The sequence below is a fragment of the Streptomyces nojiriensis genome (assembly GCF_017639205.1).
GTDB lineage: Bacteria > Actinomycetota > Actinomycetes > Streptomycetales > Streptomycetaceae > Streptomyces > Streptomyces nojiriensis.
Genome location: NZ_CP071139.1, coordinates 8821049 through 8844771 on the forward strand (window position 1 = coordinate 8821049; position 23723 = coordinate 8844771).

General features: G+C 74.3%; 21 protein-coding genes. 6 read left to right on the forward strand and 15 right to left on the reverse strand.

Annotated features, from left to right (window positions below; genetic code table 11):
- Positions 1-57 precede the first annotated feature (57 nt).
- The 3 genes from JYK04_RS39890 (at position 58) to JYK04_RS39900 (ending at position 2817) form a co-directional block, all read left to right on the forward strand.
- Entirely contained in the window at positions 58-726 is a 669-nt protein-coding gene (locus JYK04_RS39890; protein WP_189744945.1) for a DUF4232 domain-containing protein, read from the forward strand.
- A 305-nt stretch (positions 727-1031) separates the two neighbouring features.
- Complete coding sequence (locus JYK04_RS39895) at positions 1032-1382, forward strand: hypothetical protein (RefSeq protein WP_189744947.1); 351 nt, start codon at positions 1032-1034, stop codon at positions 1380-1382.
- A 67-nt stretch (positions 1383-1449) separates the two neighbouring features.
- Positions 1450-2817, forward strand: coding sequence for a pyridoxal phosphate-dependent decarboxylase family protein (locus JYK04_RS39900; protein WP_189744949.1), 1368 nt, complete (start codon positions 1450-1452; stop codon positions 2815-2817).
- 7 nt (positions 2818-2824) lie between these two features.
- Here JYK04_RS39900 and tap read toward each other — a convergent pair whose 3' ends face one another.
- The 7 genes from tap to JYK04_RS39935 form a co-directional block, all read right to left on the reverse strand.
- Positions 2825-5323, reverse strand: coding sequence for a telomere-associated protein Tap (gene tap, locus JYK04_RS39905; RefSeq protein WP_189744951.1), 2499 nt, complete (start codon positions 5321-5323; stop codon positions 2825-2827).
- The gene (locus JYK04_RS39910) at positions 5310-5747 is read right to left on the reverse strand and encodes an effector-associated constant component EACC1 (RefSeq protein WP_189744953.1); all 438 of its coding nucleotides are present in this window, start codon (positions 5745-5747) and stop codon (positions 5310-5312) included. The genes tap and JYK04_RS39910 overlap by 14 nt, the downstream gene beginning before the upstream one ends.
- A gap of 65 nt (positions 5748-5812) precedes the next feature.
- Positions 5813-7174 carry a cytochrome P450 gene (locus JYK04_RS39915; RefSeq protein WP_229876712.1) on the reverse strand — a complete coding sequence of 454 codons (1362 nt, stop codon included), beginning with the start codon at positions 7172-7174 and terminating at the stop codon, positions 5813-5815.
- 116 nt (positions 7175-7290) lie between these two features.
- A complete protein-coding gene (locus tag JYK04_RS39920; RefSeq protein ID WP_189744956.1) occupies positions 7291-9378 on the reverse strand; it encodes a SpoIIE family protein phosphatase in 2088 nt (695 codons plus the stop codon).
- Positions 9379-9535: 157 nt separating this feature from the next.
- The gene (locus tag JYK04_RS39925; RefSeq protein WP_229876695.1) at positions 9536-10933 is read right to left on the reverse strand and encodes an LCP family protein; all 1398 of its coding nucleotides are present in this window, start codon (positions 10931-10933) and stop codon (positions 9536-9538) included.
- A 149-nt stretch (positions 10934-11082) separates the two neighbouring features.
- Complete coding sequence (locus JYK04_RS39930) at positions 11083-11514, reverse strand: VOC family protein (RefSeq protein ID WP_189744960.1); 432 nt, start codon at positions 11512-11514, stop codon at positions 11083-11085.
- Positions 11515-11648: 134 nt separating this feature from the next.
- The gene (locus JYK04_RS39935) at positions 11649-12722 is read right to left on the reverse strand and encodes a DUF5954 family protein (RefSeq protein ID WP_189744962.1); all 1074 of its coding nucleotides are present in this window, start codon (positions 12720-12722) and stop codon (positions 11649-11651) included.
- A gap of 247 nt (positions 12723-12969) precedes the next feature.
- On the opposite strand from JYK04_RS39935, the gene JYK04_RS39940 reads away from it, so the two are divergent.
- The 3 genes from JYK04_RS39940 (at position 12970) to JYK04_RS39950 (ending at position 15100) form a co-directional block, all read left to right on the forward strand.
- On the forward strand, positions 12970-13569 hold the full coding sequence (locus JYK04_RS39940) for a hypothetical protein (protein ID WP_208809283.1): 600 nt from the start codon (positions 12970-12972) through the stop codon (positions 13567-13569).
- Between the two features lie 48 nt (positions 13570-13617).
- Positions 13618-14412, forward strand: a complete 795-nt coding sequence (locus JYK04_RS39945; protein ID WP_189744966.1) for an N-acyl homoserine lactonase family protein — start codon at positions 13618-13620, stop codon at positions 14410-14412.
- A gap of 334 nt (positions 14413-14746) precedes the next feature.
- Positions 14747-15100 (forward strand): hypothetical protein, encoded by a 354-nt coding sequence (locus tag JYK04_RS39950; protein ID WP_189744968.1) that lies wholly within the window; start codon positions 14747-14749, stop codon positions 15098-15100.
- A 19-nt stretch (positions 15101-15119) separates the two neighbouring features.
- Here the strand turns inward: JYK04_RS39950 and JYK04_RS39955 are convergent, their stop codons facing one another.
- The 8 genes from JYK04_RS39955 to JYK04_RS39990 form a co-directional block, all read right to left on the reverse strand.
- Entirely contained in the window at positions 15120-15731 is a 612-nt protein-coding gene (locus JYK04_RS39955; RefSeq protein ID WP_189744970.1) for a TetR/AcrR family transcriptional regulator, read from the reverse strand.
- Positions 15728-16690, reverse strand: a complete 963-nt coding sequence (locus tag JYK04_RS39960) for a 3-hydroxybutyryl-CoA dehydrogenase (protein ID WP_189744972.1) — start codon at positions 16688-16690, stop codon at positions 15728-15730. The genes JYK04_RS39955 and JYK04_RS39960 overlap by 4 nt, the downstream gene beginning before the upstream one ends.
- A 123-nt stretch (positions 16691-16813) precedes the next feature.
- Complete coding sequence (locus JYK04_RS39965; protein ID WP_189744974.1) at positions 16814-17986, reverse strand: acyl-CoA dehydrogenase family protein; 1173 nt, start codon at positions 17984-17986, stop codon at positions 16814-16816.
- A 38-nt stretch (positions 17987-18024) separates the two neighbouring features.
- On the reverse strand, positions 18025-19233 hold the full coding sequence (locus JYK04_RS39970) for an acyl-CoA dehydrogenase family protein (protein WP_189744976.1): 1209 nt from the start codon (positions 19231-19233) through the stop codon (positions 18025-18027).
- Between the two features lie 49 nt (positions 19234-19282).
- On the reverse strand, positions 19283-21358 hold the full coding sequence (locus tag JYK04_RS39975; protein WP_189744978.1) for an acetate--CoA ligase family protein: 2076 nt from the start codon (positions 21356-21358) through the stop codon (positions 19283-19285).
- A gap of 1 nt (position 21359) precedes the next feature.
- Positions 21360-21551, reverse strand: a complete 192-nt coding sequence (locus JYK04_RS39980; protein ID WP_189744980.1) for a ferredoxin — start codon at positions 21549-21551, stop codon at positions 21360-21362.
- Entirely contained in the window at positions 21548-22876 is a 1329-nt protein-coding gene (locus JYK04_RS39985; protein WP_189744982.1) for an NADH-ubiquinone oxidoreductase-F iron-sulfur binding region domain-containing protein, read from the reverse strand. The genes JYK04_RS39980 and JYK04_RS39985 overlap by 4 nt, the downstream gene beginning before the upstream one ends.
- A complete protein-coding gene (locus JYK04_RS39990; RefSeq protein ID WP_189744983.1) occupies positions 22873-23289 on the reverse strand; it encodes a hypothetical protein in 417 nt (138 codons plus the stop codon). The genes JYK04_RS39985 and JYK04_RS39990 overlap by 4 nt, the downstream gene beginning before the upstream one ends.
- Positions 23290-23723 lie beyond the last annotated feature (434 nt).

Sequence of the window (23723 nt, forward strand, 5' to 3'; positions counted from 1 at the left end):
CAGCCAGCCCGGCCCAGCCCGGCGCGTTCCGCGCATTCCCCAGGGGGGACCACCATCATGAGCACCGTACGCAAGGCCGCCATCGCCCTCGCCGCCGTATCCGCACTGGCCCTGACGGCCTGTGGCCCCACCGAGGACGGCGCGGCGGGCGGGTCCGGGACGCCCAGCGCGAGCCCGACCGCCGTCCCCAGCGGGAGCGCCGGCGGGAGCGCGTCCGCCGGTCCGAGCGCGACCGCGTCGAAGTCGGCGGCGCCGAAGAAGACCGCGACCCCGTCGAAGCCGTCGAAGTCGGGGTCGACCGACCCCGACTTCGACGTCTTCCCGTGCAGCACGTTCGACGTGACCTTCACCGCGACCCTGGCCGAGCCCACGACCAGCAGCTACCTGCTGAAGATCACCAACAAGGGCACCAAGGCGTGCCGGGCGCTCGGGCACCCGATCGTCACCTTCGGCGACCTGGACGGCCAGGCCACCGAACGGGGTGCGGCCCCCGGCATCGAGGACGCGCTGCGGCTGGAACCGGGCCAGTCGGCCTACGCCGGGCTCATGGGCGGCGCCAACGACGGCAAGGGCAAGACCGTCAACTCGATCGCGCTGACCATGAGCACCGAGTCCGACCTGAAGCAGACACCGCTGAAGGCATCCACCCCCGGCCTGTACGTCTCGCCCGCCAAGAACTCGGTGACCGCCTGGATGAACAACGCGGAGGACGCGCTGAGCCTCTAGGCCGTCTCTTCCGGATCTTGCCGGGCCCGCGACGCCCGGCACCGCACCTGGCCGCGTTGTCGGGGCGCCCGAGTACGTCCAGTACTCGGGCGCTCCTCCGCCTTGCCATGTACGGCACCGGACGCCGCGGGCTCGGCCGACAAGATCCGAAAGAGACGGCCCAGGGGTGTCTTGGTGACGGTCCCCGGCACGACCCCGGCACGTCCGCGTTCATCCGGTCGGCCGAGCACCGCAGGCCGGCCGCGTCCCGCCGGGTCAGGCTGTGGACAAGGACCGTCACCACCGCACAGACGAGGACCGAGCCCATGTCCCACAGCCGACGTATCAGCACCCTCGTGGGCGTCGCAGCACTGCTGCTGACGGCCAGCGCCTGCTCGGGCCTGGGCCGGAGCACCGTCGGCATGCTGACCTTCCGCGGACACGACTCGCCGGTCGAGCTGAGCTACTCCAACACGCTGGTCGTCGGCTGCCACAAGATCGGCATCCCGAAGGGGGCCACGCACGTTCAGAACAACACCCTCGTCGACATCGTCCTGTACCGGACGCCGGACTGCCAGAAGACCGACAAGGCCGACGGGATCTACGTGGCCACCACCCTCTCGAACGTCACGGCCCCGGTGAGCCTGCCCTGGCGCAGCTTCAGCGTCATCCACTGACCCCGCGCCCTCCTGCCCTGCGCCCCGCCGCTTGCGGGCGGGCGGGCTCTGTTCCATAGTCCGAGGTATGGACGAGCGCGAGGCGGCGCTCCGGCAGGCGCACGGCCATGCCGTCCGCTGGCTGGCCAGCCTGTCCGACCGCCCGGTTCCCGCCCGCGCCTCGGTCGACGAGATCGTGCGCGCGCTCGGCGCCGAGCTGCCCGACGCGCCGAGCACGCCCGCCGATGTCGTCGACCTGCTGGCCACGGCCTGTGAGCCGGGGCTCACCGCCTTCCCCAGCGGCCGCTTCTACGGATTCGTGATCGGGGGCACCGAGCCGGCCGCACTCGCGACGGACTGGCTGGTCAGCGCCTGGGACCAGAACTGTGTGATGCGCGCGGTCTCGCCCGCGTACACGGCGGCGGAGGAGGTCGCCGGCGCCTGGCTGCTCGACCTGCTCGGTCTCCCGCCCGACAGCGCCGTCGGCTTCACCACGGGCGCCACCATGGCGAACTTCACCTGCCTCGCCGCCGGGCGCGACACGGTGCTGCGGCGCGCCGGCTGGAACGTGGCCCACGAGGGACTCGTCGGCGGGCCGCCCGTACGCGTGGTCGCGGGCCGGGACCGCCACATGGCCATCGATCTGGCCCTGCGCTACCTCGGGCTCGGCCGGCCCGAGCTCGTCGAGGCGGACGAGCAGGGACGCATCGACCCCGAGGCCCTGCGCCGCGCACTGGCGGCCGGCGGGCCCGGACCCACCATCGTGGTCCTCCAGGCCGGCGACATCCACTCCGGCGCCTTCGACCCCTTCGCCGAAACGGTCCGTGCCGCTCGCGAGGCCGACGCGTGGGTGCACGTGGACGGCGCCTTCGGCCTGTGGGCGGCCGCCTCCCCGGCCCACGCCCACCTCACCGACGGCTGCGCGGGGGCGGACTCCTGGGCCACGGACGCCCACAAGACCCTGAACGTCCCCTACGACTGCGGCCTCGCCGTCGTCCGTGACCCCTCCGCCCTCCGGTCGGCGATGGGCGAGCGCGGCGACTACCTCATCCAGCACGAACACGGCGACCCCGTCGACAAGGTCCCCGAACTCTCCCGCCGCGGACGCGCCTTCACCGTATGGGCCGCCCTCAGATCCCTCGGCCGCCACGGCGTGGCCGACCTCGTCGACCGGCTGTGCCGGCACGCCGGCGCCTTCGCCGCCGGCATCTGCGAGATCGAGGGCGCGACCGTCCTCAACGACGTGGTCTTCACCCAGGTCTGCGCCGAGTTCGGCGACGACGAACGCACCGACCGGGTACTGGCCCGCCTCCTCGACGAGGGCACGGCCTGGATCAGCGGCTCCACCTGGCACGGCCGCCGCGTCATGCGCATCTCGGTGAGCAACTGGTCGACGACCGACGAGGACGTCGCACGCACCCTCGACGCGATCCGCCGCGCGTCCGACGGCACATGAGGACAGATCAAGGCTCCTCGGCGCCGACGGTCGCGATGTCCCGTGCGACGTTGAAGTCCGGGCCGTGCTGCGCCCGCATGTCCTCCAGCCACCTCATGGTGCGTGCACCGGCGTACGTGACCAGCCCCGGCGAGACGCCCAGCCGGAAACCCCCGAGGAGCGGTTCGTCCTCCGGTGTGCGGGGGAGGACGTTCAGGGGCGACGGGCCGTCCGACGCGTACACGACGCAGTCGGCGAAGACCGCCAGCGGGAACAGGGCTGCCTTCCGCGCCGACGTGAGCATCTTGCGGTGCATGTTGACCCGGCCCCTCGCGGAGACCGCGGCGCGGATGTCGGGTCGCCAGGTCGGGCGCTGCGGGTCCTGCCACGACTGGCCGCCGAGCAGGGCCAGACCACCCTCGGCGGTCGCCTCGATCGCGCCGAGCACGGCCGCCGCCCCGGGATCGCTCCGGTGCCGGCGGGCCATGGCGTCCAGCAACTCCTTCTCGGTGAGGCCCGGGACCATACCGAGGTCGGCCATGGTGGCCAGGTAGCCGTCCCGCAGCCGCTCGTACCAGGGGTCGAGGTAAGGGGCGCTCCTGGTACGGACGTACGCCTCCAGGGGGCGCACCGCGAAGCCCAGCTCCACCGCGTAGGCGATGGTCGGGGTGGTGTACCAGGCCGGGCCCGTCGGAGGTCGCCCGTGCGGTGTGAACGGGGAGGGCAGGCGCGCGTCGTGGGTGATGTGGGACAGGTCCACCAGCCAGCTGCCGGGAAGTGCCTTGTCGAAGCCCGGCCGCCTGACGTGCACGGGGGCGTCGAGCCCCAGGCCGAGCCGGCTCGCCGCCCCGACCGGCGCCAGGTTCACCTTGATGCCGACCACGTGGGACGCGCGGAGTTCGGCGTCGGTGGGCGGCCGCTGCCAGGAGTGCGCCTCCTCCATCAGCACCTGGTCCGGAGCGCGCCGGTGGGAAGGCGGGTAGAGGCCCGCGAGCATCGGGTGCCCGTCCGGGGCCTCGCACGGCGCGCAGTCCACCGCATCCGTGAGCGCCGAGGGATTGGGCGCGGACACCCAGGCCCCGGTCCGCTTGTCGCGCACCGCACGGGTCGGCGGGCGCAGCGCGGTCATCAGCGACAGACCCGTGGCCCCCGCAGAGCCGTGCGGGGTGATGACGCGCTCGGCGTACGTGCCGAGCACGCGGGCGGCCTCGGCGGGCGGGAGCTGCGCGGTCGCACCCCAGTGGCGGGGGTCGAGTGCGCCCCAGGGCAGTACGCACAGCTGGACGCACTGCCGCCGGTTCCCCCTGGCGGGGCGGTACAGCCGGGCCCAGGGACCGAATCCGGTCCGGGTCGTCTGCCAGCCCGCCCGCCGGAGCCGTACGAGGACCTCGTGACCGTCCGGAAGGGACCACCGGGAGCCGCCGCCGGGACCGCGCGGGAGGCCGAACCGTTCGGCGGCGGCCGGGGTGAGGGCGAGCAGCGGATCGGCGTCGCTGCCGTGGCGGTGCAGCCGCGGCGCGCCGAGTCCCGACAGGGTCAGCGTCCATTCCAGGAGCTCGGCGAGCGTCGTCGCGGGGGAGTACAGCACGCGGCCGCCCGCGCAGTACGCCCGTACCGTGCCGTCCTCGGCATCGACGACGGCCAGCGGCCCGTTCTCGAACTGCCGCGGTCCCGCGGAGGCCGGCCCGGAGGGTGGCCGCGGTCCCGCGGTGGCCGGCCCTGCGGCCCGGTTGCGCAGCCGGATCCGGGTGGCGACGGCGTTCTGGGCGAACTGCTGCGGTTCGGAGCTGCCGCGCCGCGCCATCCGGCGCCGGACGGCCCGCCAGGCGTCCTCCAGGCTCAACTCCGGTCCCACGCCCGCTATGCCGTGTTCCAGCACGGAGATCAGCTCGCCGGTGAACTCCGGGAACGGTGCTCCCGGCGGAACGAAGGAGCGCCGCGTCGCGGGAGCCGACGTCAGGACACAGTCCCCGTGGTCGTCCGCGTCCACCGCCTCCCCGCCGTCGGCCCGGTGCCCGGCGGGCTGCACGGTCTCGTCCAGGGCGTGCGCGAGATCCTCGCGGGTCGCCTGACCGGCGCCGGACATCGCACCCGCCAGGCCGCTGTAGCAGCAGTCCAGCACCGTCACCCGGTGCCGTGCCCGGTACCCGGCCTGGCGCACCACGTCACGCAACGTCCGGTACGGCAGCGTCCCGATCTGCGGATGATCCGCATCCGCCTCGGCCAGTGCCAGATACAGCTTCTCGTCGCGGTCGCGCAGCCCGTGCCCGGCGAAGTGGACGAGGAGCGTGTCCGTGGCCTCCAGGGCGGCGTCCCGCACCGCGCCCAGGATCCGGGAGACGGAGGCGTCCGCGCCCAGCACCGTGACGTGCCCGGCGGGCAGGCCCCAGACCGACGGGTCCCGCAGCAGCTCGGCGAGGCGCCGTGCCCCCGCGGCGGCCGCGGGCAGCGGCTCGAGGTCCGGGTGGCCGTAGTCGCCGACCCCGATCAGTACGGCCCGGCTGGCGATCGGGTCAGGAACCGGCACCGGGGGTTTCCTGCGACGCGCCGTGGGAGGGACCCGGGTCGGCCTGCCCGCCCGCCAGAGCGCGCGCGACGCGGGCCGCGTCCTCCGCCGTACCGTCCTCGACGACGACCCGGACACCGTCGTACTCGACCACCAGCCGCGCCTCGGAGCGCAGCCGGGGCGGCAGCGAGGCGCGGAACGTGCGGTGCGCGTACACCAGCGCCGTCGCGGAGAACCCGGAAGAGACCGCGAGATTGATCCACTCGACCAGATCGCCCGACATGGCACCGCTCGGGGCCGTCGCGCGGACCCGCTGAACGGCCGTGTACCGGGACACCTCGCGGTCCTGCGTCAGCCAGTCGGCGAAATCACCGGTCAGCCCGGCGGTTCCGGCCGCAGCCGGTTCCCCGTCACCGGACTCGATCCGCACGCGCATGCCGGTCATCCTTGATTCCCCCGTTTCCCCGTACGTCCAACTGCCCTGCCGACAACGGCAAGAGCGCCCTCACTCTATCGTTCCCGATCTTGGTCGACACGCCGTTCGGTCCCACCGCTGCCGGTGAGGGTGACGGGCGTCGGGCCGTCGGGGCGGACGGTGATGCTGTACGCGGCCCCCGTCGGGACGGCCCGGAAGTCCGGGACGTGGGCGGGCAGCAGGAGTTCGAGCAGGGCGACCGACTCCCGCAGGGCGAACTGCTGGCCGAGGCAGGCACGGGGGCCGATGCCGAACGGCAGGTAGGCGCCGGGCCGGGTCGGACGGCCGCCGGGGACGGTGAAGCGCCGGGGGTCGAAGTGCTCCGGATCCGGCCACAGTTCGGGATCCCGGTGGGTGAGGTAGGGACAGACCAGCAGATCCGTGCCCGCCTCGACGCGGTAGCCCGCCAGGACGTCGTCCTCGGCGGCGTGCCGGGGCAGGATCCATGCGGACGGGTAGAGCCGCAGCGTCTCGCCGACCAGTGCCTGGAGGGCTTCGCGCCGCTCCGGCGAGCCCGCGCGACCGGCCGCGAGGGCCTCCTCGCGGGCCGCGGGATGGCGGTCGAGGAGCAGGTACAGCCAGGTGAGCGTGGTCGCGGTGGTCTCGTGGCCGGCGACGAGCAGGGTGACGAGCTCGTCCCGCACCAGCCGGTCGGTGTACTCGGGGCGCTCGGCCGAGGCGTCGACCAGTACCTGGAGCAGCCCCGGCCCGTCGGGCCCCGGGGCGCCGTCCCGGGCGGCGGCCACCGCCCGCCGGGCGACCTCGTCGATCCTGGCCAGGTCGTCGGCGACGGCCTCCCGGGCGTCCACCCGGTCGGCGGGCAGGCTCGGCAGCGCCGCCACCACGGTGGCCACGGAGGTCAGTTCGTGCGCCGTGGTGTCGTCGAGCGGGTGCCCGGTGAGCGCCCGCCAGATGGTGTCCAGGGCGAAGCGGCGCATCTCCTCGCCCAGGTCGAAGCTCCGCCCGGTGCGCGCGTGCTCGGCCCACCGGCCGGCCGTGGTCCGGGCCGCCCCGGCGATCCGCTCCTCGTAGCGGCGCATGCCCTTCCCGGTGAACTGCGACTGCAGCAGCTTGCGTTGGCGCTTCCAGGCCTCGCCGGTCGCGGCGAGCACCCCGTCGCCGATGAGCAGGCGGGCGCGGTGGGACCGCTTGACGTACCGGTCGGGGTGCAGGGCGAGCACGTGCTGCACGGCCTCGGGCCCCGTGACCAGGACGGTGGGCTGCGGCCCGAGACGGAACGCGGCGACGCCGCCCAGCCGTTCCCGTACCTGCGCCAGCAGGTCGACCAGTTCTCCCTGATGGGTGCGCCACCGCTCCACGCAGTCGGCGTCGGCCTCGGGGAGCGGTCGCCCCGCCCCGGACCGCTGCGCGGCGGGCGGCCCGCTGCTGGCGTCGATGGCCACGGCTCTTCTCCTGTCCGGCTGTCGGGACGGTGCCCGAGGGTACGTCGGCATCACGGACTGTACGGGGACAGGCGTGCGCGGTGACAGCGCCGGAGGGCCGATGGCCCGATTCACCCGGGTGGTTGGAGGGCGGGCCCGCCGATGCGGGCCGCGAGGAGGGCGATGTCGTCGTCGGCGGAGGCGGGCACCAGGTGGGCGATGAGGGAGTCGCAGAGGTGGTCGAGCGATTGCTGGGGGGCGGCGAGCAGGCCGGTGAGCTCGGTCAGGCGTTCGTCGATGTCACGGCGGCGCGCCTCGATCAGGCCGTCGGTGAAGAGGACCAGGGTGCTGCCGGGCGGCACGGCGATGTCGGTGGTGGTGAAGGAGATGCCGCCGACGCCGAGAGGGACGCCCGGCGGGGTCTTGACGAGGTAGACGGTGCCGTCGGGCTGGACCACGGCCGGGGGCGGGTGTCCGGCGCGCGTGACCGAGCAATGGCCGGTGGCGGGGTCGCAGACCACGTAGAGGAAGGTCGCGAGCATCGGGTCGGACAGGTCGGCCAGAGTGGCTTCGAGTTGGTGCAGCAGGGCCGTGGGAGGCATGTCGAGGCGGCCGAGGGCGCGGACGGTCGCGGAGAGCCGTCCCATCACGGCGGCGGCCGCGATGCCGTGGCCCATGACGTCGCCGATGAGGAGTGCGGCGCGGCCTCCGCTCAGGGGCAGGACGTCGTACCAGTCACCGCCCACCTCGTTGACGTCGCTGGCCGGCAGATAGCGGTGGGCGATCTCGATCCCGGGCGGCGGGGTGACGTGCTGGGGGAGCATGCTGCGCTGGAGGACGACCGCGGTCTCGTGCTCGTGGTGGTAGAGGCGCGCGTTGTCGATGCTGATGGCGGCCCGGGCCGACAGCTCACCGGCGAGGGTGACGTCGTCGGACCCGAACGGGCCGGTGTGCCCGGTCCGGTAGAAGGTGGCGACGCCGAGGACCATGTCGCGGGCGACCAGCGGCGTCATCATGAAGGAGTGCACGCCCAGCTCCAGGAGCTGGGCCGGCTTGGGGGAGTGCCGGGCCGCGGGGGCGACGGCCCGGTCGTCGAGCTGGGCGATCAGGAACGGCTGACGGGCCGCGAGGGCCTGGGTGTAGGGGGCGGTCGTGGGGAAGATGAGGGTCCGGCCCAGGGGCGCCAGGGCCTGCGTGACGGCGGAACCGGTCAGCGGCGCTTTGCCCAGACGGCGCAGGGCGACGCCCCCGGCCAGTCCCGTGCCGGGCTCGATACCGCGGGCGAGGGAATCCAGGACGTCGACCGTGACGGCGCTCGCGAGGTGCGGGACGGCGAGGTCGGCGAGCTCCTGCGCCGTGCGCTCCAGGTCGAGGCTGGCGCCGATCCGGGAACTCGCCTCGCTGAGCAGGGCGAGACGGCGGCGGCCCGCCTCCGCCTCGGTGTGGTCACGCTGCTGCATGGTGATGTCGAGGAGCGAGGCGATCACCCCGATCGGCCGGCCGCCGGGATCCTCGACGCGCACGTACGAGCACGACCACACATGGTCGTGGTCCGGGTCGGCCGGGGTCCGGCCGGTTCGGCGCCGGTCCAGGACCGGCTCGCCCGTGTCCAGGACCTGGCGCATCGCCTCCTCCATCTGGTCGGCGTTCACCTCGGGCAGCAACTCGGCCAGCCGCCGCCCCACATGGGCGGACTCCGCGAGACCGTTCATCGCTTCGAGGGCCGGGTTGACCTGGAGGAACCGCAACTGCGTGTCGAGGACCCCGATCCCGACCGGCGAGCGGGCGAACAATCCGTCCCAGACGGCCGAGGAGCCCCGGATCCGGCGGGCCGCGTGGGCGTCCGCGGCGAAGACCAGTACGGCCGAGGCGCCGTGGCGGCGGTCCGGGACCGGGCAGGCCCAGATCTCCAGCTCCAGCGGGTGGCCCTTGCGGTGCCAGGCGGTGACCGTACCCATGACCCCGCGCCCGGTCGCGGCCGTCTCCCACAGGGACCGGCCCAGGCTGCGGTCGGCTCCCGGATGGAGGAGATCGGAGATGTGCCGCCCCAGCACCTCGGGCGGGGCGTAGCCGAGGAGCTGCTGGGCGCCGTGGTTCCAGCGCACGATCATCCCGTCGTTGCTGGTGGCCACGAGCGCGACCGGCAGGGCGCCCAGCCAGCCTCCGGCATCCTGGGCGGCGCTGCTGATCAGGTCGTCGAGCGGCATCTCCTCAGGCATCCTGCACCCGCTCCTCCGGGGCGGCCCGGGCCTCGCGCCGCGGCGGCCCCGCCGGGGCGGCGTGCGCCACGGCCGGCCCGGCGCCGCGGCCGCGCCACGGTCCGCCCCTGCGGCCACCCACCCGCTGCGGCATGAGACTGTGCGTGGTCCACATCTCTCATCGTCGCCCGGATGGCTCCGCGGCGCTCCCCGGCCGGGCGGCCCCCGCCGCCGCCGGGGCCTCTGCGCAGCGCAGGCGGTCGGCGGTCACGGGGGCGCCGTCGGCCACGTTGCGGTCGAAGGTGACGCTCCTGACCCGGACGGGCCGTGTACCGACGGTGACCTCGACGACCGCGTCGAGCTCCGGGTCCACCTGCGGGCGGGAGCCGGGCAGGGCGGCCGCCACGGTCGCCGCGTCGTCCTCCTGGCCGGTGGCGTACCGGATGACCGGCGGCCCGGACGGGCGTACCGCCGGTGCGGTCGCCGAGGTGTCGGTGACGACGAACCCGTTGCCGCGCAGGGCGGCGGCGACCTCGGCATCGTCCACCCGGACGGCGATCCGGGCCGGATCGGCCGGGGCCGGGTTCTGTGCGACGGGCTGGATCCGGGTGTCGCCCGTGATCGGGCGGTCCGCGCCGAGCGCGGCCCAGAGCGCCGCGGAACGGGCCTCGTCCCACACCAGGGTGGAACCCACTCCGGGGACGCGGTGGTCGAAGAGCCGGATGGGGACGGTCGCGAACTCCGTCCGGTCCGCCCGGAGGCGACCGAGCGCCCAGCCGATGCGCACCAGGTCGTCCAGGCCCGTCCGGTCGTCGGTGCGTACGGTCTTCAGCAGGGTGCGCACGGTCCGCGCCGTGCTGATGGGGCCGGCCAGGGCCCCCTCCGCGGCGAGCCGGGCCAGCAGGTCGTTGACCACACGCTGCTGCCGGCGGACCCGGCCGAGATCGCCGGGCCGGAGGTTGACGTGCCGGGCCCGGACGTAGCGCAGGGTGCGGTTCCCGTCGGCGAGGTGGCGGCCGGCGCCGATGTCGAGCCCGGAGTTCTCGTCCTTGAGCGGCCTGTCCGTGCAGACGGTGGCGCCGCCGAGGTTGTCGACCGTCTGCTCGAAGCCCGTGAAACCGGTCTCCAGGTAGTGGTCGATGTGGAGACCGGTGGCCTTCTCGACGGTGGCCACGGTGAGCGGGCCGCCGCCGAGCGCGAACGCACCGTTGATCTTGCCCCTGCGGGCCGGCGCGGCGGCCGTGGCGGGGGTGGCCGCGTACTCGACGTAGGAGTCGCGCGGGATGGAGACGATGCTCGCGCGCCGCCGGTTCTGCGACAGGTGGACGAGCATCATCACGTCGGTGCAGTTGCACCCCTTGCCGCCCACGTGGAGCCGCCGCTTCTCGGCCGCGGAGAGTCCGGCGCGGCTGTCGATGCCGACGACCAGGATGTTGGTACCCCGGCCGCCACCGCCACCGCCACCGCCACCGCCACCGCCTGCCGACGCGCTCGCGGCCGAGACGGCCTGGGAGCCCGCGAAGGAACCGCAGGAGAGGGCGGCCAGCAGGGTCAGGGCGACAGCGGTACGACGCAAGGCACATCCCCGGATAGAACGAACCGACTGAAATGGGGAATGTACTGGTCCGCTGTGCGAACGGCCGGGCTGTACGCGCCGGGATTCCTCCCGCAGGGGGCGGGCTTGGTACATCTGCCGCCGCGGCGGCGGAGCCGGGGCCGGCCCGGTCAGCGCTCGGACAGCTCCGACGGGGCCTCCTGGACGACCCAGCTGTTGCCGTCGGGGTCGTCGAAGGTCAGGAAGGAGTTCCAGGTGCCGCCCTTGCCCTCCTGCCAGCCCGACGCGCCGAGGCTCCGGACCGGCGACACGTCCACACCCCGGGCCACCAGTTCCTCGCGGGCCGCTTCGATGTCGGTGACGCACAGCTGGAGGCCGTGCAGGGTGCCGGGCGCCATGGCCCGGCCGCCGGGCGCCCCGGGCATCCCCTGGAGCATGGCGATGGAACACCGGGAACCGGGCGGGGTCATCTGGATGATGCGTACGCCGGGGGAGACCTCGTCGTCGAGGTCGACGCCGAAGCCGACCTGGTCGGCGTAGAAACTCTTCGCGCGATCCATGTCGGTGACAGGGACGGGGACGACTTCGAGCGTCCAGTTCACGGGGTGTCTCCTTCGGGGGATCGGCGGGTCGTACGGCGGGGCGGGTCCACCGTTTCCCATGGAGGTCCGGTGGCGCACGTCGCAACGCCCGGCGGGCGCCGACTTCTGCGGGAAGGGCGGACCCGTGTCGCGGGTCAGTCGTCGGGGAGGACGCGGCCGTCCTCGTCGAGCGTCAGGTGGATGCGCGCGGGGTCCTGGCTGTTGACGTCGGACGGCCGCGGGCCCTCCGGCCCGTCGGGCCCCCAGCGCAGCAGGCGGCGGGTACGGACGATCTGGTACAGGGTGCCCTGGAACTCCAGCCGGTCGACGCGTCCGGCCCGGAGCGTGTCGGCGGCCCCGGCGTACGCCGCCAGCTTCGCGGCCCGCAGGTCGGCGTTCTCCCCGCCGCCCGCGGCCGTCCACGTACGGGCGTCCGTGCGCGGGTCGGCGTCCTCGGGGATGTGACCGCGCATCCGCGGCCACATCCACGTCAGGGCGAAGTCCAGCGACTTGCGGGCGGCGTGCGGGGTCGGATGCGGGCCGCTGACCGGCCGCCAGCCGTTCGCGGTCCGCTCCACGACGCTGAAGGTCGGCGGCATCAGCAGAACGTCCGGGTGGGTGTCCAGGGCCCGCTGCGAGTCGGCGCGCACCTCCTCGGGGAACCGCCCGCCCGTGTAGCACAGGCCGCGCAGCGCCAGCTGCTCGAACGCCTGGGTCGGGGTGACCGGAGCGTCCGGATCCACGACCAGACCGTCATCGATCTCCGGTTCCCGGACGGCCCGGTCCCAGACGGGGACGAGAGGCTCCGGATCCGTCGGGCGCGGCGCCTCCATACCGCCCGGACCCGAGGCCGCGTACTCCTCGGCCCGCACCACCCGGTACCGGGTCCCGGACACGACGAGTTCGTCGACGCGCTCGCTCTCCAGCCGGGCGACCGCAGCCAGCAGCTCGCGCCGCTCCGCCCGGTCCCGCGCCTCGTCCTTCGCGTGGAACCACAGCCGCGAGTTCAGCCCGTCGCGCGCCTGCTGCGGGCAGCCGGCCGTCACTTCGAGCACCACCCGCCACCGCGGCCCGTCCCCGGCGGACTGCGCCGCCACCCCGAACAGCGGGCCGCGCACCACCACATCGCCCGCCCGTGCCACGGCGTCGAGCGCGTCGGCTTCCACTGCGGCTTCCACCGGTTCCACCGGCACCCGCACCACCACCGGCCGCGACCCGCGCGGCCTCATGTCCCCACGGTCCATGGCCCCATCCTGCCGACCGGTGCGGGGCGCCGCCCCTGATTCGCCGATTCCCCGGCCCCGGGGGACCCGGGGGCGGTACCGTCCGCGCACCCCTGACATTCGTCACTGTCCCTCCCGCGGTACACGCGTGAGCCTGGGGGAGGGAAAGAAGCCGAGCGACGAGGGGCAGGGGGCGGCGATGACGGTGCCGGGACCTACGACCGGACCGACGACCGGACCGACGACCGGACCGATGACGGGGGCCGTGACACCGCGGCCGAGCAGGGCCGGGATCTTGCGGATATGGGCCCGGTCGCTGACGGCGGTGGTGCTGCGGCGTCCGCCGGCACCGGGGCAGCGGCACTCGGCCGGGCCGCGGCAGGTGGTGCTGGTCCTGGTGGCGACGGAGATCGTCGCGGCCTTCCTGGCCTCCTCGATGCTGCCGCCCGCGGTCCGGCCGGTGCACGCGTTACTGGAGGTGCTGCTGGTGCTCGGCGGCCTGGGCCTGGTGGCGGCGCTGGTCCGGCACCCGCACGAGGTGGACGAGGAGCGGGTGGTCCTGCGGACCGGCTTCCTCGGCGACGTGACCCTGCCCCGCCCGGCGGTCCGCTCCACCTCCCCGGTGGTACGCACCGTTCCCGGCCGCGGCCCGAGGCCGGTGCCCGGCGAACCGGACGCGGTGGCCTGCTCGGTGGAGAGCGCACTGAACGTGGCCGTGCACCTGGACCCGCCCGTACTCCTGGACCTGGGCCCGGCCGGGCCGGTGGCGGCGTCGACCGTGTACGTCTCGGTGGACTCGCCGCCCGCCCTCGCACAGGCCCTCCGCCGCGTGGTCCCGCCGCACCGGAGCTAGCCTGGACAGGAGGAATCCGCCCGACGGCACGTGGGGAGGGAGGTCCCCGTGGTGACCCCGAGACTGCGCCTGACGACACTGGACGCGGGACCCTTCACCCTGCCGAAGGGCGACCTCCTGTACGGGGCGAGCGGCACGGTCACCGTGCCCTCGACGGTCGCCGTCATCGAGCACGCCACCCACGGGCCGATCCTCTTCGACACGGGCGTCAACCACCGCGTCGCGGACCCGGACGCGGCCGAGGCCCACTGGGGTCCGGGCCTGCGGGCGGCGTACGGCGCCGAGGGGTTCACCAGGGAGCACGCCGTCGACGCGCAGCTGGAGCGCCTCGGCTACCGGCTCGCCGACGTCAGGTACGTCCTCTACTCCCACCTGCACCTCGACCACGCCGGCGGGATGACCTACTTCCCGCACGCGGTGCACGTGGCCCAGCACGACGAACTGCGCCACGCCTGGTGGCCGGACCGCTGGACGGCCCGGGGTTACGCGTTCGCGGACTACGCGGGCGGCCGGAACTACGACTTCCTCGAACTGAGCGGTGACACCGACCTGTTCCGGGACGGCACGCTCACCCTCGTGCGCACCGCCGGCCACACCCCCGGCCACCAGGGAGTCATCCTCGATCTCGACCACCACGGGCGGATCGCGCTCATGGGCGACGCCGCGCACCTCCAGCAGGGACTGGAACACAACGTGCCGATGCTCAGCGATTGGAACACCCAGGAGAAGATGCTGACCTACGGGCGCCTGCGCGTGCTGTCCCGGTCCGGCATCCGGGTGTTCCTCTCCCACGACCCGGAACACTTCGCCGCCCTGCCGCACGACGGCGAGTTCTGGGACTGAACCCCCGGCAGGCCACCGGCGGGCCCCGGCAGGGCCGCGCGCCACCCCACCGGTCGCTGTCCCCCGAGGGGGTCCGGTGGGGCGGGATCGTGCAGCGAGGCAGCCCGCCTCAACCCTTGGATGGGAATGCTCCGACTGTAGACCGAGCCACTGACAATGCCCGGACGGCCAGGATCGAACTCGAACGTACATCCGCGAAACGGCCTGGTCCGGCGGGCTCGGAATGCCGGGCACGCCCGTCCGGCGCACCCTGGGTTAAGCGGGACCCGCACCGGAACCGTCCCGCCCCCGGTGCCGCCCTCCGGCGGCCCCGACGCGTGGGGAGGCAGAACCCATGGCCAAGTCCGACGAACCGAAGGGCTGGGCGCCGCTCCCGGACCCGCCCCCGGAACTGTTCAACGTGCCCCCGGGCGAGCCGCTCGACGACGCACGGCGCACCGCGGTCCTCGACTGGACGGTGAACCAGTACGTCGCCCTCGGCTGGCGCGTCGAATCGCGCTCCCCGACCCAGGCGGTGCTGGTGCGCGGCGGGAACGTCAACCACCTCCTGCACGCGATCCTGACCATCTTCACCTGCCTGCTCTGGGGCGTCGTGTGGATCGTGCTGGCCCTCGGGAACAGGACGGAGCGCGTCGCCCTCACCGTCGACCCGACCGGCCGCGTCCAGACCGTGCACGGTCCGCGCTGACCCGGACCGGCCGGCCCGGTCACACGTCCGGGAACTCGGGAGCGATGCCCAGCGTGGGGGCGATGGCCCGCCAGATCGTCGACCGGGCCGCCGCGAGGTCCACCCGGGGATCGTCCAGCATCAGCCGGATACCGAGGCCGTCGCACAGGGCCAGGACCAGGGTCCCGAGCGCGGTGACGTCGCAGTCGGCGAACTCCCCGGAGCGGATGCCCCGTTCCACGGCCCCGCCCACCCACGCGTGCAGTTGGTCGTACAGGTCGACGGCCAGGTGCCGGGCCGCCGTGTCCCGCTGGGCCCGCACCCACAACTCCTGCCACAGCTTCCAGTCCTGGCGCAGTTCCGAGTCGGTGGGCAGCATGCTCCGCAGGATGCGGGCCAGGACCACCGAGGAGGGCACCGAGTCGGGGACGCCCTCGGTGTCCGTCCCGGTCTGGGCGAAGGAATGCGTCATCGCCTCGGCGAAGAGCTTCTCCCGCGTGTCGAAGTGGTAGTGCAGCAGGGCCTTCGACACCCCGGCGTGCTCGGCGACCTTGCGCATGCTGACGTTCTCGAAGCCGATGTCGGCGATGACTTCGCACGCGGCCGTCAGGATTCGCTCGCGCGTCTCGAGTGCGCGCTCGGCCTTGGTCACGTTGGCTGCTCCCCGTGTCGGCGCCCGTGTACCGGGCGGGTGGGCCCGGTTGCCGTGGCCACCACACCACCATCCTCGCGCATCGGGCCGCCCCCGCGGTCGCCGTAGGTGTGGAAGCCCCTGCCCGTCTTGCGGCCCAGCCGGCCCGCGTCGACCATCCGGGCCAGCAGCGGCGGCGGGGCGTACAGCGGCTCCCGGTACTCCGCGTACATCGACCGCGCGATGGCCTGCACCGTGTCCAGGCCGATCAGGTCGGCCAGGGCGAGCGGTCCCAGCGGGTGCGCACAGCCCAGGGTCATGCCGCGGTCGATGTCCTCGGCCGACGCGGCGCCGTGCTCGGCCATCCGCACGGCGGCCAGCAGGTACGGCACGAGGAGCGCGTTCACGACGAACCCCGCCCGGTCCCGGGCGCGTACGACCTCCTTGCCGAGCACCTCGGAGGCGAACGCGTGCGCCCGCCGGACGGTCTCGTCGCCGGTGAGCAGGGACGGCACCAGCTCGACCAGCGCGAGTACCGGTACCGGGTTGAAGAAGTGCAGGCCGACGACCTGCTCCGGCCGCGATACGGCCGCGGCCAGCCTGATGACGGGGATGGAGGAGGTGTTCGTCGCGAGGACCGCGTCCCGGCGCTCCACCACCCGGTCGAGCAGGGCGAAGACCTCCAGCTTCGCCCGCTCGTCCTCCGCCACCGCCTCGACGACGAGGTCCCGGTCCGCCAGCCGCGCCACGTCGGTGGTCACCGCGATCCGGCCGACGGCGGCGTCCCGTTCGGCGGCCGTCAGCTTGCCGGACGCCGCGGCGCGTGCCAGGGAACGGGTGATCCGCTCCAGGCCGGCGGCCGCGGCCGTACGGGTCGTCTCCACCACCACGACGTCCCGTCCGGCCCGGGCGCAGACCTCGGCGATACCGGATCCCATCAGTCCGCAGCCCACGATCCCGACCCGTTCGACATCGGTCATCGATCGGTCCTCCCTCCTCTGGTGCCTGTACTGCTCCTGCTGCTCCCGCTGCTCCTGCTGTCCATGGGACGGGGCGGCCCGGACCACCGGCCCGGGCCGCCTCGCCCCATCAGTTCCCGCCCGTCACCGCGCGGACGGCATCCGCAGAACGCCCGTACCGCGCTTGACCAGTTCACCCGCCACGATCAGGCGCTGGATCTCGGAGGTGCCCTCCCAGATCCGGTCGACGCGCAGCTCGCGGTAGAGCCGCTCGACCGGGTACGAGCGGTCGTATCCGCGCCCGCCGAAGATCTGCAGGCACCGGTCGACGACGCGGCCCGACGCCTCGCTCGCCGCCAGCTTGGCGATGGCGGCCTTCGCGTGCAGCGTCTTGCGGTCGAGGACGCCCTCGTCGACCTCCCAGGCCACCTGATGGGTGTAGGCGCGGTTGACGGCGATGTCGACGGCGCAGTCGGCGAGCATCCCCTGGATCAGCTGGAAGTCGGCGATGCGCGAACCGAACTGGCGCCGCTCCACCGCCCAGTCCCGGGCGAGCTCCAGCGCCCGCTCCGCCGCCCCGATCGTCCGGGCGGCGATCATCAGCCGCTCCTCGGTGAACCACGAGCGCGTGATGTCGTAGCCCTGGCCCACCTCGCCGAGCACCGCGTCGTCGGGGACGAACACCTCGGTGAAGGTGAACTCGGGGTGCTCGTAGACGAAGGTGTGCATCCAGCGCGGCACCCGGGTCATCTCGATGCCCGTCGTGTCCTTGTCGACGAGGAAGAGGGTCGGTGCGCGTTCCTCCCCGGCCGCGGACAGCACGATCATGAAGTCGGCGTGGTCGCCGACGGTCACGAACCACTTCTCGCCGTTCAGCACCCAGCCGCCGGCGGTCCGCGTCGCCGTGGTCCGCAGGTTCTGCGGGTCGGAGCCGGCCTCGGGCTCGGTCACCGCGTAGCAGTCCCGGCGCTGCCCGCGGATCACCGGCACGAGGTAGCGCTCGCGCTGCTCGGGCGTGCAGAAGGACAGGGCGTTGGCCGGACGCCACACCATGTCCCACAGGGCTCCGGTGAGCCGGCCGAGCTCCGCCTGGACCGTGACCTGCTCCAGGATGGTGAGGCCCGCGCCGCCCCACTCCTCGGGCATGTTGACGGCCTGCAGCCCGCTGTCGAGGACGGCGTCGCGGATCTCGGTGTGGGCCTGCGGCGGCAGCCCGTTGTTCTCCTCGCAGTCGAGCTCGTACTTCGCGATGAAGTCGGTGAGCGCGCGCGCCGCGCTCCGGAGCTCTTCCTGACGGGCGGTGAGGCGGAAGTCCATGTCTGGTTGTCCTCTGGGTCGTGGTGGGGGAGCGGTCGTCAGGAGGCGGGAAGCGCGGCGGGACGAGCGGGGGGAGTGGCGACGGGAAGGGCGAGGGCCCGGGTGCCGCGCTTGATCAGCTCGTTGGCGATGATCAGGCGCTGGATCTCGGAGGTGCCCTCCCAGATCCGGTCGACCCGCAGTTCGCGGTACATGCGCTCGACCGGGTACGTACGGTCGTAACCGCGCCCGCCGAAGATCTGCACGCACCGGTCGATGACCCGCCCCGCCGCCTCGCTCGCCGCGAGCTTCGCCGTCGAGGCCTTCGCGTGCAGTGTCTTGCGGTCGGTCTCCGGCCGGTCCGCCTCCCAGGCCACCTGATGGGTGTAGGCGCGGTTGACGGCGATGTCGACGGCGCAGTCGGCGAGCATCCCCTGGATCAGCTGGAAGTCGGCGATGGGCGAGCCGAACTGGCGCCGCTCCACCGCCCAGTCCCGGGCGAGCTCCAGCGCCCGCTCGGCGGCGCCGACGGTCCGGGCCGCGATCATCAGCCGCTCGTCGGTGAACCACTCCTTGGTCAGCTCGTAGCCGTTGCCGACGCCGCCCAGCACGTCCTCGTCGGGTACGAACACGTCGGTGAAGGTGAACTCGGGGTGCCCGTTCACCGCGGAGTGCATGAAACGGGGGACCCGGGTCATCTCGACCCCGGGCGCCTGCTTGTCCACGAAGAACAGGGTCGCCGCCCGCTCGGGCCCCGCATCCGCCTGCACCAGCAGGAAGTCCGCGATGTCCCCGCAGGTCACGAACCACTTCTCGCCGTTCAGCAGCCAGCCGCCGTCGGTACGGGTCGCGGTGCTCGTGCCCGAGCCGGGATCCGAGCCCGCACCCGGCTCGGTCACCGCGAACGCGTCGAACCGCTCGCCCCGGATGACGGGCAGCAGGTACTTCTCCCGCTGCGCCTGCGTCCCGTACGCGAGGACGTTCGCGGGCCGCCAGGGGATGTCCCACAGGCAGTTGGTCACCTTTCCGAACTCCTCCTCGACGATGACCTGGTCCAGCAGGGACAGCCCGGCGCCGCCCCACTCGGCGGGCATGTTGATCGCGTAGACACCGGCGTCGACCGCGGCGCGGGTCAGCTCGCGGACCGTGTCGGCGGGCAGCGGGCCGCCGGCCTCCTCGGACCGGTCCTCGTAGGTCATCAGCAGCCGCGCGTAGGCGGCGGCGCGGGCCTTGAGGTCGGCCTGCTCGGGCGTGTAGCGGAAGTCCATGGGGCGTCAGTCCTCCAGAGCACAGGGGGTGGGGGTGGGGGTGGAGCGGTCAGCGCAGGACGGCCCGCGCGTCCAGGGCGAGCGCGCCGTCCGGGCGCACCAGCAGGGGGTTGACCTCCAGCTCGGCGATCTCCGGGTGCGCCGCGGCGACGGCGGTGATGCGCTCGATGACGGCCGCCGCCGCGGCCACGTCGACGGCCGGCCGGCCGCGTACGCCGTCCAGGAGCGCCGCGCTGCGCAGACCGCGCAGCAGGGCCTCGGCCCGCCGGGCCGGTACGGGAGCGAGCGCGAAGGCGACGTCGCGGAGCGACTCGGTGAGCACGCCGCCGAGCCCGACCAGGGCGACCGGCCCGAACCGCGGGTCCTGGTTCACGCCCACGATCAGCTCGATGCCGTCCGTGAGGTCGGCCATCGCCTCGACCGAGTAGGCGGGCGCGCCGAGCCGGGCGTGCATCTCCCGGTACGCGGCGAGCAGCGCTTGCCGGTCGGCCAGGCGCAGCACCACACCGCCGGCGTCGGACTTGTGCAGGACGTGCAGGGCCTTGAGCACGTACGGGCCGTCGAACTCCGCGGCCGCGGCGAGCAGTCCGGCCTCGTCCGTGATCTCGCGCGCCGCCGGGAACGGCACGCCGGCGGCGTCGAGCAGCGCCCGTACCCCGTGGTAGCCCGGGTCCGCGAGCGGTGCGGCGGCGGGCGGCAGCGGGGGCACGCCGGGGCCGTCGGCGTCCGCCGCCCCCCGTCCGGTCATCGCCGCCAGCGCGCGGGCGGCGTCCTCGGTGGCGGCGAACACCGGCACCCCGGCCTCGGCCAGCACCCGGCAGCTCGGCGACCTCGGGTACATCGACTGCACGACCAGCGGCTTCGGCGCGGCGGCGAGGTGCGCGACGATCTCCTTGGCGGCCCGGGCCTCGCCCTCCGCCAGTACGGAGCCGCCCGCCGGGCCGCCGCCCAGACCGCCCTCGGAGGCGGCGTACCCGCCGAAGTACCCGGTCATCAGCACGGCGTCGACCTCGTCTGCGGCGAGCAGCGCCCCGACCGTGTCCGCGTAGGAGAGGGGCCGCTGTTCACCCATCCCCGCCAGGTCGACGGGGTTGCCGACCGAGGACTGCTCCCACAGGACCGTCCGCAGCCCGTCCTGCGTCGGCCCGCCGAGTTCGGGTACGGCGAGCCCGGCGTCCTCGGCCGCGTCGGCGGCGACCGCGCCGTGGCCGCCGCCGTCGGTGAAGACGGCGGTACGCCGGCCGCGCGTCCGCACCCCGGCGGCCAGCGCGGCGAGCACGACCGTCATCTCCCGCGGCGTGCGGACGAGTGCGACGCCCGCGTCGCGGCAGGCGGCGGCCACCACGTCGGCCGAGGTGGTGAGGGCCCCGGTGTGCGACTGGGCACTGCGTGCGGAGGCGGAGCCCCGGCCTGCCGTGAGCAGCACCACCGGCTTGCCCGCGGCGGCGGCGGCCGCCGCGAAGGCCCGGCCGTCGCCGAAGTCCTCCGCGTACACGGCGATCGCCGAGGTGGCCTCGTGGCGGGCGCAGTCCTCGACGAGGTCGACGAGGGTGACGTCGGCCTGGTTGCCGAGGGAGACGAAGCGGGAGAAGCCCAGGCCGTGCGGCTCACCGCGGAGCTGGAGTTCGAGGGCGAGGTTGCCGCTCTGGCTGAGCAGGGCGACGCCGCCGGGGGCGAAACGGTCCGAGGCGAGGTACAGCTCGGTGGTGTTGTCGGCGATGCCCAGGCAGTTGGGGCCGACGAGGACGGCTCCGGCGGCCCGTACCCGGGCGGCGACCGACCGCTGCCGGGCCAGGCCCGCGGGGCCGGCCTCGGCGAAGCCCGCCGTGATGGCGACGATCGCCTTCGCCCCGCAGGCCAGGGCCTCGTCGACGGCGGCCTCGAAGCCGGCGCCGGGTACGGAGACCACCACCAGGTCGACCGGTTCGCCGACGGCGGTCAGGGAGGTGGCGGCGGTGCGGCCGAGTACGGTGCCGCCGCGCCGGTTGACCAGGTGCACGGGGCGCCGGTCGGGGGCCCGCAGGGCCTGGGCGGCCACCGCGTGGCCGTACTTCGCGGGATCGTCGCTGGCGCCGACGACGGCGACCGATCGGGGGTCGAAGAGGGCGGTCAGGTCGCGTCCCATGTCATCCCTCCACACGGAGCGCGGAGTTGGGGCAGCTTTCGACGCAGGCGCGGGCGGCGTCCTCGGTACCGGCCGGGACCAGGACGGCGATGACGTTCGCGTAGCCCCATTCGTCGAGCTCGACCAGTTCGGGAGCGGGTTCCTGGCACAGGCCGTAGCCCTGGCAGCGGGTGGAGTCCAGAAGGAGTTTCACGGCGTTCCTTTCAGCGCGGGCAGAGGGGCGTCGAAGCTGGCGGTGACCGGTGCGTCGAACGGGGCGGCGAACGGAGCGGAGACCGCCGGCACGGCCACGGTGAGACGGCGGTGGCCGTCCTCGGGCGTCGCGTCCGCGCACACCGGGCACGGCGCGGCGAGATGGGAGCGGACGAGCCCGGGGAAGGCGCGGAGCAGGCTGCCCGCGATCCCCGCCGCGGCGTCGAGGAGTCCGCAGGCGCCGCGCCCGGCCAGGCCCCGCGACCAGCGGAGCAGGCTGTCCGCGGTGTCCGGGCGGGCGGTTCCGGCGGCGAGGCCGGACAGAGCCTTGCCGACGGCGGCGGTGCCGGACACGCAGACCCCGCACTGCCGGGCGCTCTCGGCCGCGAGGTGGGCGGCCGCGTCGGCGGCGGTGGTCACGGGGCAGCCGCCGGGCGCGAGGAAGCGGATGGCTCCGCACCCCAGGGCGGTGCCGGCGGCGGTGAGCGCGCCGGGTTCCAGGGGGAGGTCCAGGGCGCGGGCTTCGACGAGTCCGCCGAACAGCCCGCCCATCAGGGCTCCGGCCGCGTCCGGCATCCCGTACCGCGCGGCCAGCGTGCGCAGCGGGATTCCGTAGGGGACCTCGGTGAGCACCGGTGCGGCCGGGCCGCCGCCGGACAGGGTCACCAGGGTGCCGCGGGCGATGGCGCGCCGCATAACGGGCCGGGTGGCGGTGAGGGCGATCCGGGCGAGCGTCTCGACGTTGGACACCAGGGTCGGCGCACCGCCCACTCCCCGCTCGAAGGGGCGCGGCGGCTTGGCGGTGGGCAGCGCCGGGCCACCGTCGATCCGGCGGACCACGGCCGTCTCCTCGCCGGCGACGTAGGCGTGGCCGGTCTCGACGACCTCGACGGGCAGCGGCGGCGGGTGTTCGGCCAGGGCCCGGCGTACGCTCTCGCCCGCCGCCGGGTCCGAGAGGTACACGAAGCCGCGTACGGCGCCGGTGACCGCGGCGGCGCGGGCGAGGCCGTCGAGGACCAGGTGCGGCCGGGCCCGCAGCAGCCAGCGGTCCTTGGCCGAGCCCGGTTCCCCCTCCTCGCCGTTCGCCACCACGACGGGGGAGCCGCCGCGGCCGCGTACGGAGCGCAGTTTGACCGCGGCCGGGAATCCCGCGCCGCCGCGACCCAGCAGCCCGGAGGCGTCGAGGTGGGCGAGGAGTTCCTCCGGGCCCGTGGCCGCGTCGTAGCCGCCGGTGGCGCGGTAGGCGTCGGCGCTCTCGGCGGCCTGCGGCGCCGCCCCGAGGACGGTGCCCGCCGCCTGCGCCGTCGGGAGTCGGATCGTGGTCATCGGTCGGCTCCTGTCGTGGTGGGGATGCGCAGGGTCCGTACGGCGCGCTCCAGCGCGGTGCGGTCCTGGGCGGTGCGGCCGTAACCCGGTCCGGGGAGGCCGATGAGCATGCGGTGGTGTTCGAGGACGACCTCGCCGGCGAGCAGGGCGGCGGCCCGGTCGCCGGCCCGGGATCCGGCGGCCACGCCGGTCACCAGGTCGGTGACCTCGGCGAGGTAGCGGAGCCAGCTGTGCCGGCCGCCGCGCAGGATCAGGCGCTCCACGCGGCGGCGCTCCTCGGCCGCCAGGTCGTCGGGCGGTGGCCCCGCGGACGCACCGCGTGACGAGGCGCGCAGGGCGGCGACCGCCGTGGGGAGTTCTCGCTCCGGTTCGGGGGTGAGCCCGAGCCAGTCCAGACGCCGACGACCGCTCATGCGTGCCTCCGGGAGGTGGGATACCGCCGCCGGCCCGGCGCCCGGCGGGAGCCGTGGGCTGGCGGGGGATCGGAGGGGATCGGGGGTGCGGGCCCGGACTGGCCGGGCGCGGGCCGCACGGCTGCGTCCGCCCTGGTGAGCAGGGCGAATGCGGAGCAGGGCCGGTGCGGCGACAGGAAAGCACGTTTACTGACCGATCGGTCAGGCAAGAATTACGCTAGCTGACCGATCGGTCAGTGAACAAGTCTTGACCCGGTGGAAATGAGCCAGCAATCTGGCTGTCCAATCGGTCAGCCTGGTTCCGGCTTCTCCGCCCCGACCGCCTGTCCGCCGCTGGATCGCCTTGCCCCGCCTTGCTTCGCCCTGCCCGGCTTTGCCTCGTTCCGCTTCGTTCCGCCTCGTCATCGAACGCCGACACCGATCGCCGCACACCG